At 39.7% G+C, this 8,733-nt stretch carries 8 protein-coding genes; 7 read left to right on the forward strand and 1 reads right to left on the reverse strand.

The genetic code is table 11. From position 1 onward, the window contains the following. From cadR to MTX11_RS15885, 7 genes are all read left to right on the forward strand, one after another. Nucleotides 1-378, forward strand: a 378-nt coding sequence (cadR, locus tag MTX11_RS15855) for a Cd(II)/Pb(II)-responsive transcriptional regulator (RefSeq protein WP_243475561.1), incomplete at its 5' end; no start/stop codon positions are given. Nucleotides 379-520: 142 nt separating this feature from the next. Next, nucleotides 521-931, forward strand: coding sequence for a hypothetical protein (locus MTX11_RS15860; RefSeq protein ID WP_025465702.1), 411 nt, complete (start codon nucleotides 521-523; stop codon nucleotides 929-931). 48 nt (nucleotides 932-979) lie between these two features. Continuing rightward, on the forward strand, nucleotides 980-2,347 hold the full coding sequence (locus MTX11_RS15865) for a TolC family protein (protein WP_087011445.1): 1,368 nt from the start codon (nucleotides 980-982) through the stop codon (nucleotides 2,345-2,347). Between the two features lies 1 nt (nucleotide 2,348). Then, on the forward strand, nucleotides 2,349-3,599 hold the full coding sequence (locus MTX11_RS15870) for an efflux RND transporter periplasmic adaptor subunit (protein WP_004733187.1): 1,251 nt from the start codon (nucleotides 2,349-2,351) through the stop codon (nucleotides 3,597-3,599). Further along, complete coding sequence (locus tag MTX11_RS15875; RefSeq protein ID WP_004733184.1) at nucleotides 3,589-6,747, forward strand: efflux RND transporter permease subunit; 3,159 nt, start codon at nucleotides 3,589-3,591, stop codon at nucleotides 6,745-6,747. Before MTX11_RS15870 ends, MTX11_RS15875 begins: the two co-directional genes overlap by 11 nt. Before the next feature lie 86 nt (nucleotides 6,748-6,833). Continuing rightward, complete coding sequence (locus MTX11_RS15880; protein ID WP_004733183.1) at nucleotides 6,834-7,733, forward strand: cation diffusion facilitator family transporter; 900 nt, start codon at nucleotides 6,834-6,836, stop codon at nucleotides 7,731-7,733. 203 nt (nucleotides 7,734-7,936) lie between these two features. Next, a complete protein-coding gene (locus MTX11_RS15885) occupies nucleotides 7,937-8,137 on the forward strand; it encodes a hypothetical protein (protein WP_004665980.1) in 201 nt (66 codons plus the stop codon). A gap of 225 nt (nucleotides 8,138-8,362) precedes the next feature. Here the strand turns inward: MTX11_RS15885 and MTX11_RS15890 are convergent, their stop codons facing one another. Continuing rightward, nucleotides 8,363-8,572: a hypothetical protein gene (locus MTX11_RS15890; protein ID WP_228127370.1), complete on the reverse strand. Its 210-nt coding sequence runs from the start codon at nucleotides 8,570-8,572 to the stop codon at nucleotides 8,363-8,365. Nucleotides 8,573-8,733: the final 161 nt, after the last annotated feature.

The following is an 8,733-nucleotide window of genomic DNA, read 5'->3' on the forward strand; positions in this document are numbered from 1 at the left end:
GGTGAACTCTCTAAAAAAACCTCATGTTCAGTATTAACAATTAGGTTTTATGAAAAGGAAGGTTTAATTCCGGAACCCGAAAGAACGGAAGGAAATTACCGCCTTTACGATGTAGGCTATGTTGAGCGAATTAAGTTTATTTTGAATTGCCGAACTTTAAATATGAGTTTGAATGAAATTCGTCAATTACTCACCTATAAAGATAATCCCAAGAAAAATTGTTCAGATGTGAATGAATTAATTGACTTACATGTCAGTGCTATCAGGGAAAATATAATCAAGCAACAAAAGCTTATTGAACAATTATCTGATTTAAGAGGTACTTGTGATGGCTTATGTACAATTGACCAATGTGGAGTTCTAAAAAATCTAGCTTGATTATCTAGACCTATGCTTTTTTCAAAAATTCTGTATATCTTTACTTAAGGCTGCAAAAAGTTTAAGGTTACTCAAATTCTGTGATCAGATCTTTGATAGATCTGGACAGCTTCTTATTGGTGTTTTAAATACAGATTTGTGTATGAAGAGAAAAACATTTCTAATCCAGATATTGGTACTCTTATTCACATTCCAGAATATTTGGAGTGTGGCAGAGGCTGCGTGTCTGCATGAAATGCCAAACATACCCAATTCAATACTCTCTAATCCAATCGATTTAGACGAAAAGAGTGATAGTCCTAGTCAAGCACTTTATTCCTTAGAAAACTATAAAGAAATTTATGACTATTGTCAGAAGGTTTGTTTTAACGAAAAGTGCAGTCATTTCTCAAATACAATCGTGATTCAGATTGACCCACCCGATGATTTGAAGCTTAAAACTCATTTTGAGACAGTCCTTACACCATCTTATTTGGGAAGAACTTTTTATAAATCCCCTTATCTGAATCAATTAACACCCCCTCCTGATTTGCCCCTACTATTGGTGGGGTAGTCTTATAAAAGCCCACCACTCCTAATCTTATTATGTGTGGGGCATTTCATGTCAAAAAACAAATTATATCAGGATACTTCTATCCTGAATTTATCCTGGTCAGCATTCCGTACAGGTGTCTTGCTATCCGCAATGATCAGCTTGAGTACTTCTGTAGTCGCCAGTCCTCAAGATTTAACGCTGCGACAAGCCATTGATCAGGTCAACCAGTATCAAGCGTCCCAAAATTTCTGGGAAACGCAAAACAGCATTAATGCCACGAATCTTCAGCAAAGTAAGCTGTTTAAAAATCCTGAACTGTCAGTTGAACAAACGGGATTTGGTTCAAATAATGAAAAAGAGCTTGCCATTGGCATATCACAACCCTTGGATATTTTTGGTGAGCGAAAAGCAAACCAAAAATTAGCCAGTCTCTCTACAGATAAAACAGCACTGAAGCAGAAGATTTATCAAGCGCAAATTGAGCTTGCGGTGAAATATGTATGGTCACAACTGGCCATTGCTGAACTTGAAAGAAACATTGTCAATGAACAACTTCGGGTGAGTGAAGAAAACCTTAAAGCGATCGAGAAGCGCTTTACTGCGGGCGGTATCGCGCAAGTAGATGTGAATCGCGCACGTTTAAGTCATGCTGAAAATATACGCCTTTTTAGACAGGCAGACTTACAGGTACAAGTGGCCACCCAACAATTATCAAATTTATGGGGTACGTCTGATAAGTCATTGCAGGTAAACCTCTCTTCACAAAAGCTCTGGCCAAAATCGACTCATGGACAGGTTCAAGAATATTTAGCGGAAAACTACGTTGAGAAATATCGAGCTTTACTGGTATTAGAGTCTCAAGCAACGGTTGATCAACTAAGAGCAAAGGCACGTCCTAACCCCACTTTAAACCTAGGTGTCAACCGCACCCAATCCTTGGAAAACTCCACACAAAATCAATTAGTAGTCGGAGTTAGTGTACCGCTTAATATTTTCGATCGTCAGCAAAATGGCATAAAAATCGCGCAAGAAAAAATGAACTTATTAGAGCGTCAGAAAGAATTTTATCTGAAGCAAAATGCGCTGCAAATAGGCACAATTTTAACCGAGTTGCAGGGTTTAGAGCTGCAATTCAAAGTCGTTGACGAGACTCAAATTCCTTTGGCGACTCAAGTTCAAAGTAAGACGCTACAAGGTTTCTTGGCAGGCAAGTTTGCTTTAACTGATGTTCAGCAAGCCACGCTTCAATTACAAGACATCCGTCTGCGTAAAGTCCAGTTGTTACGGGATGGCTGGCAAAAGGCCATTGAAGCAGAAAGTTTGAGCTTAGGCATTAGCCCAAGTGAAGTCATGTCGAAAGATGCTATTGCACAAATCAATCAAAACTTATGGCAAGACATACAGGCCATGCCTGTCATTGGTGGGGGAAATTAACATGTTCGATCTTAAAAACAGCTTAAAAAAACAGAGCGGAAAAATCTCTCAACCTCTACTGATTGGTTTTGTCATCGGCGCAACCGTACTCCTCAGTATTTTCTTGATCTTGTCGGGTAAGAATAAATCTGAAACATCAGATGAACATGCAGAGGAAGAAGGCGCAGAGGAACATGGAAGTGAAGAACATGGCGGTGAAACCGAAGAGCATGCAGAAGGCGTGAGCCTGACGGCCAAGCAACTGGTGGAACAGGGCATACAGTTATCAGCGGTCGATCAAGGTCCGGTGGTTAAATTAAGTTCTTATCCTGCCAAACTGAATGTGAATACGGATCAGCAAGCGCATGTCTCACCGAGTTTTAGCGGTCATGTAGAAAATGTTTATGTAGAACTCGGCCAAAAAGTTCAGAAAGGGCAGCCTTTGGCTACATTGCTTGTTCCTGATCTAGTTGATCAGCAGGCCAATCTTAAAATTGAACAAACCAATCTGGAACTGGCGAAACAAGACTTTGAGCGTGAGCGTCAATTGTGGTCACAGGGTATCTCAGCAAAACAGGACTATCAACGGGCTTATAACAGTTATAAACGGGCACAAATTCAGGTTCAAGCGGCCCAATCACGTTTAAGCGCATTTGGTGCAGTGAATGCTAGTAACGGGCGCTATATTTTAAAAGCCCCAATTTCTGGCGTGATCAGTAAAAAGGATTTGGTTCTCGGGGAAAATGTTCAGTTAGCCGATCAACTCTTTACGATAGACCGGTTAGATCAACTCTGGCTTGAATTTATTGTTCCAAATTCTGAAATTATGGGCTTAGCCCCGAATCAAAAGATCGAATTTAAATCCTTGCAAACAGAAAAGGTTTATCAAGCTGTTATTCAGACTTTAAATACTGAAGCGGATATTCAAACAGGTCGTCTTCAGGTGCGAGCAAAAGTTGAATCGAATGCAACCGAATTACGTCCAAACTTGATGGTGAACGTACAGTTGCAACAACGGAGTGAAAGTACCGCATTACGGGTACTTAAGTCCGCAGTTCAGAATGTCGATGGAAAAGATGTGGTTTTTGTCGCCACTCAGCATGGACAAAAAGTTGAATTCAGTCCGCAACCTGTGAAATTAGGGCAATCATCTGGGGAGAGCCAATGGATTGAAGTGGTGAGTGGGCTTAGTCAGGGACAAAAATATGCCGCTCAAGGCAGTTTTTTACTGAAATCCGAGCTGGAAAAAGGAGAGGCTTCACATGAGCACTGAAACTCCTCAAATTCCAGACCACGAATCGGTAAAACCTGAAGGACTGTTTGATCGACTGATCCAGTTTTCTATCCATAACGCAATCTGGGTCATGCTGTTTATTGCGGCTTGGATTGCTATTGGTATTTATAGTTATCAAAAGTTACCGATTGATGCTGTACCAGATATTACCAATACTCAGGTGCAGATTAACACTTCAGCCAATGGTTTTACGGCTTTAGAAATGGAACAGCGGATTACATATCCAATCGAGAATGCCATGTCAGGCATGCCGAAAATGGAACAAACCCGTTCGATTTCACGCTACGGCTTATCGCAAGTGACCATCATTTTTGAAGATGGCACGGATATTTACTGGGCCAGACAGCTTATCAACCAGCGCTTGCAAGAAGCAATGGGAGAAATGCCTGAAGATGTGCAACCTAACATGTCGCCTATTTCGACAGGTTTAGGTGAAATCTATCAATGGGTGATTAAAGCCGAACCAAATGCTAAAAAGCCGGATGGAACCCCTTATTCGGCGATGGATTTACGTGAAATTCAGGATTGGATTGTAAGACCGCAATTACAGCGCGTAAAAGGCGTTGCTGAGATCAACAGTATCGGTGGCTTTAATAAAACCTATGTGGTTGCCCCTGATCTGAACCGATTGCAACAATTGCAAATTCCTTTGTCTGATTTACAAACTGCCTTAACAGAGAATAATGAAAACCGTGGTGCTGGCTATATTGAGAAAAATGGACAACAGCTAACGGTTCGTGTTCCCGGCACTTTAAACACGATTGAAGATATCCAGAACATCAGTATTGCCAATAAAAACGGCTATCCGATTCGGGTGGCAGATGTCGCCAATGTCTCAATTGGTCATGACTTAAGAACAGGGGCTGCAACCTATAATGGTGAAGAAACTGTATTGGGTATTGCCATGATGATGATGGGAGAAAATAGCCGTACCGTTGCTCAAGCCATTGATGAAAAGGTGCAATCGATCCAGCAATCGCTACCTAAAGGTGTGGTGATTGAGACTGTGTATGACCGTACGCATTTGGTTGATCGGGCGATCAAAACCGTTCAGAAAAATTTGATTGAGGGTGCAATCCTCGTCATTGTTATTTTATTTCTCTTTCTAGGTAATTTCCGTGCTGCGCTGATCACGGCTTGCGTTATTCCACTGTCAATGCTGTTTACCTTGACGGGAATGGCAGAGCAGAAGATTAGTGCAAATCTGATGAGTTTAGGGGCACTGGACTTCGGTATTATTATTGATGGTGCAGTGGTTATTGTAGAAAACTGTATCCGTCGGCTAGCAGAAGCTCAGAAGCTGAAAGGTGGTTTACTTAGCCGTTCTGAAAGATTTAAAGAAGTCTTCTTGGCTGCAAAACAGGCGCGTCGTCCTCTGATTTTTGGACAGTTAATTATTTTGGTGGTTTATCTACCTATCTTTACCCTGACGGGTGTAGAAGCCAAACTTTTCCATCCTATGGCAATGACTGTTGTACTGGCTTTAATTGGGGCCATGATTTTATCTGTCACTTTTGTGCCAGCCGCAGTTGCCCTATTTGTCACTGGAGAAGTCAAGGAAACCGAAAGTCGCTGGATGCATTGGCTTAAAACCAAATATGAACTGCTTTTAGATAAAGCCTATGAGCTTCGTTTATTTGTGACTATTGTGGCTGCCTGTATTTTAGTGCTTACGGGCGTGCTAGCCACTCAAACAGGTAGCGAGTTTGCACCTCAACTGGGTGAAGGTGATTTTGCTGTTCAGCAAATGCGTTCCCCAAGTACAGGGTTAGAACAGTCACTGAGAATGCAGGAAAATACTGAAAAGTTACTGTTGAAAGAATTTCCTGAAATTAAAGCGATCTTTGCTCGTACCGGTACAGCAGAAGTGGCCACAGATGTTATGCCACCCAACATTTCAGATGGCGTGGTACTGTTAAAACCTCATGATGAATGGCCTGATCCAAAACAAACGATTGATGAGCTTCGCCAAAGAATGATTACTTTCTTAGCGACATTGCCGGGAAATAACAGTGAGTTCTCGCAACCCATTGAACTGCGCTTTAACGAGTTAATTTCAGGGGTGCGAAGTGATGTGGGTGTCAAATTATTTGGTGATGACATGGAGATTCTAAATCGCGAAGCGAATAAAATTTCTCAAAAAATTAACTCAATTTCAGGCGCGACAGCCGTTAATGTAGAACAGACCAGTGGCTTACCCTTGTTGAATGTAGAGGTGGATAAGTCCAGAGCTGCACAATATGGCTTGTCGGTAAGAGCAATTCAGGATCTGGTAGCTACAAGTGTCGGTGGCCAGAATGTTGGAACAATTTTACAGGGAGACAAGCGTTTTGATTTTGTCATCCGTCTAGATGAATCCCAGCGTAGTCCTGAACAGTTAGCGGTACTTCCTATTCAATTGCCGAATGGTGGTTTAGTCCAACTGCAAGATGTGGCACGCGTTGAAAATATCCTGGGTATTAATCAGGTCAGCCGTGAAAATGGTAAACGTCGAGTGGTTATTACTGCAAATGTAGAAGGACGTGATTTAGGCTCATTCGTAACAGAGCTTCAGAGCACGTTATCCAAACAGGAATTACCAAGCGGTTATTGGATAGATTATGGCGGTCAATTTCAAAATCTGATGTCTGCAAAAGCGCGTATGCAATTGGTGGTTCCGCTCGCATTGTTGACGATCTTTATTTTATTGATGGCTGTATTCCATAATATCAAAGAAAGCTTACTGGTCTTTAGTGGTGTACCGTTTGCCTTATGTGGAGGCTTAATCGCGTTGTGGTTGCGTGACATTCCATTATCCATGTCAGCAGGGGTTGGCTTCATTGCACTATCGGGGGTGGCTGTACTGAATGGCTTAGTCATGCTCACCTTTATCAAAGAGTTGCGACAACAATATGACCTTTATTATGCAACGTGGCAGGGTGCAATTTTGCGTCTTAGACCTGTGCTGATGACCGCTTGTGTGGCGTCCCTTGGGTTTGTCCCGATGGCTTTGGCAACCGGAACTGGGGCAGAAGTACAGAGACCTTTAGCAACAGTGGTTATTGGAGGAATTATCTCCTCTACCCTGCTTACATTGGTTTTATTGCCCGTACTGTACCGCTGGATGAATGAAAAGAAAGTTTCTTAATCCAATAGATTAGTCGATTTACAGCAGAGATATTGGCTGTTATCCAATATCTCTGCTCATCATAAATAGAATAAGGAAAATATTTTATGTCAGAACATCATGATCATAGCCATGCGGTTGTTACTGAAGAAAATAGTAAGAAGTTAATGGTTGCCTTAGGTTTAACGACTACTTTTTTAATAGTAGAAGTTGTCGCTGCTTTTATTACCCAAAGTTTGGCTTTGTTATCTGATGCAGCTCATATGTTTACTGATGTAGCCGCTTTAGCTATTGCTCTTGCCGCTATCAAAATTGGTAAAAAAGCCGCAGATGATAAAAGAACTTTTGGCTATCAGCGATTTGAAATTTTAGCGGCTCTGTTTAATGCGGTGATGCTTTTTGTGGTAGCAATATATATTGTATATGAAGCTTATCAACGTTTTACGAACCCTGCTGAAATTCAAAGTGTTGAAATGATGATTGTCGCGGTCATTGGTTTGGTCGTAAATTTGATTTCAATGAAAATCCTTTCTGCTAGTGCTGAAGGAAGTCTAAATATAAAAGGTGCATATTTAGAAGTTCTTAGTGATGCTCTAGGATCGATAGGCGTGATTATCGGAGGAATAGTTATTTATTTTACCCAGTGGATGTGGGTTGATACCGTAATCGCTGTGTTAATTGGCTTCTGGGTCTTACCTCGAACTTGGATTTTATTAAAACAAAGTATTAATATTCTGCTTGAAGGAGTTCCTGATGAGATTGATATTGAGTCGTTAAGAAATGATTTATTGAAGCTAGAGGGCGTTGAAGGGATTCATCAGTTGAAAGTCTGGGCTATATCCTCAAAAAATATTCATTTAACTGCTCATTTGGTTGCTCCGAATAGCAATACAGATCAACTCTATCAAAAGGCCTTAGAAGTTCTAAAACATAATCATAATATTACTGAAATTACGTTACAAATAGAAAGTAAGGAATGTAATACATTGGAACAGCATAAACATTAAAGTGCTGCTCTTTCTACATAATGGACAGATGACTAGGCTGATAAACCTTACCATTTTCCTGTATTACACTTCTATTTATCACACGCACTTTAAACACCATCCTGAGACATTTTAAAATTACAAGAATGTAATTTATGAGTCCTCTGGGTGTTAATTCTTTAAAGTTAGAATATCTAACAAGTATTAAATGAGAGTAAATAAACATGCTATTCAAAAATAAATTTTGTACTAAATTACTGTTAATTAGTGCATTCTTTAGTATCGCAAGTTTTAGTTATGCAGATGGCGGCTTGTTATTTCTTGAAAAGAATTTAAAAGCTTCTAAAGTTGAAAATTCTAAACAAAAACAAGTTAAAAATAATGAATCAAATGAATCAAATGAATCAAATGAATCAAATGAATAGTTGGGTTGCATAAATAAATCAATTAGACTTATTCATTCAGCAATATAATTCCTGAATGAATAAGTTTATAACTAAAACCTATCACACCATTAGTTGAACTACATATAATTATAATATTAAAAATAAAGTATTTTTTTTAATCCCATTTCAATGGGTCATCTTTATATATCTCAATTTATGTTGTAAACATACAATGTAATTTCTAAATAAAAATATCCAATTTTTTTAAATCACTTCAGGATATAAAGCTTTAGCTATGCCAAAGCCAATTAAACCTGCTATGGCTAAATATAGGGCTTTCATGTACCACATGCCCCAAAGTACAGTTATTTTATTTGCTGAAAACTTATGTACTGGCTGACTTAAAAAATTGGTTGTTTGGTTAAATGACTTTTCAGATGCTTCAAGAGCATAATAATTTAATGCGGGGAACAAGCAAGCAACCAATAAAATAGCGATTGCGGGAAACACAAATGCTTTAGGCAGACTAAATTTTATTGCGAATTATAAAGCCGCACCGGCACTGTTGCAAATAACCACGAATGGTAAGCTGAAGACTGTTTTAGCTAAAGGTGCAGCATATGAATCCTTTCCAT

Origin of the sequence: Acinetobacter lwoffii (genome assembly GCF_022809915.1) — a bacterium.
GTDB classification, from domain to species: Bacteria; Pseudomonadota; Gammaproteobacteria; order Pseudomonadales; family Moraxellaceae; genus Acinetobacter; species Acinetobacter lwoffii_M.

Bases quoted from the DNA above. Each gene is read 5' to 3' on its own strand.
- MTX11_RS15860 (WP_025465702.1), top strand. From the start codon at position 521: ATGAAGAGAAAAACATTTCTAATCCAGATATTGGTACTCTTATTCACA.
- MTX11_RS15865 (WP_087011445.1), top strand. From the start codon at position 980: ATGTCAAAAAACAAATTATATCAGGATACTTCTATCCTGAATTTATCC.
- MTX11_RS15870 (WP_004733187.1), top strand. From the start codon at position 2,349: ATGTTCGATCTTAAAAACAGCTTAAAAAAACAGAGCGGAAAAATCTCT.
- MTX11_RS15875 (WP_004733184.1), top strand. From the start codon at position 3,589: ATGAGCACTGAAACTCCTCAAATTCCAGACCACGAATCGGTAAAACCT.
- MTX11_RS15880 (WP_004733183.1), top strand. From the start codon at position 6,834: ATGTCAGAACATCATGATCATAGCCATGCGGTTGTTACTGAAGAAAAT.
- MTX11_RS15885 (WP_004665980.1), top strand. From the start codon at position 7,937: ATGCTATTCAAAAATAAATTTTGTACTAAATTACTGTTAATTAGTGCA.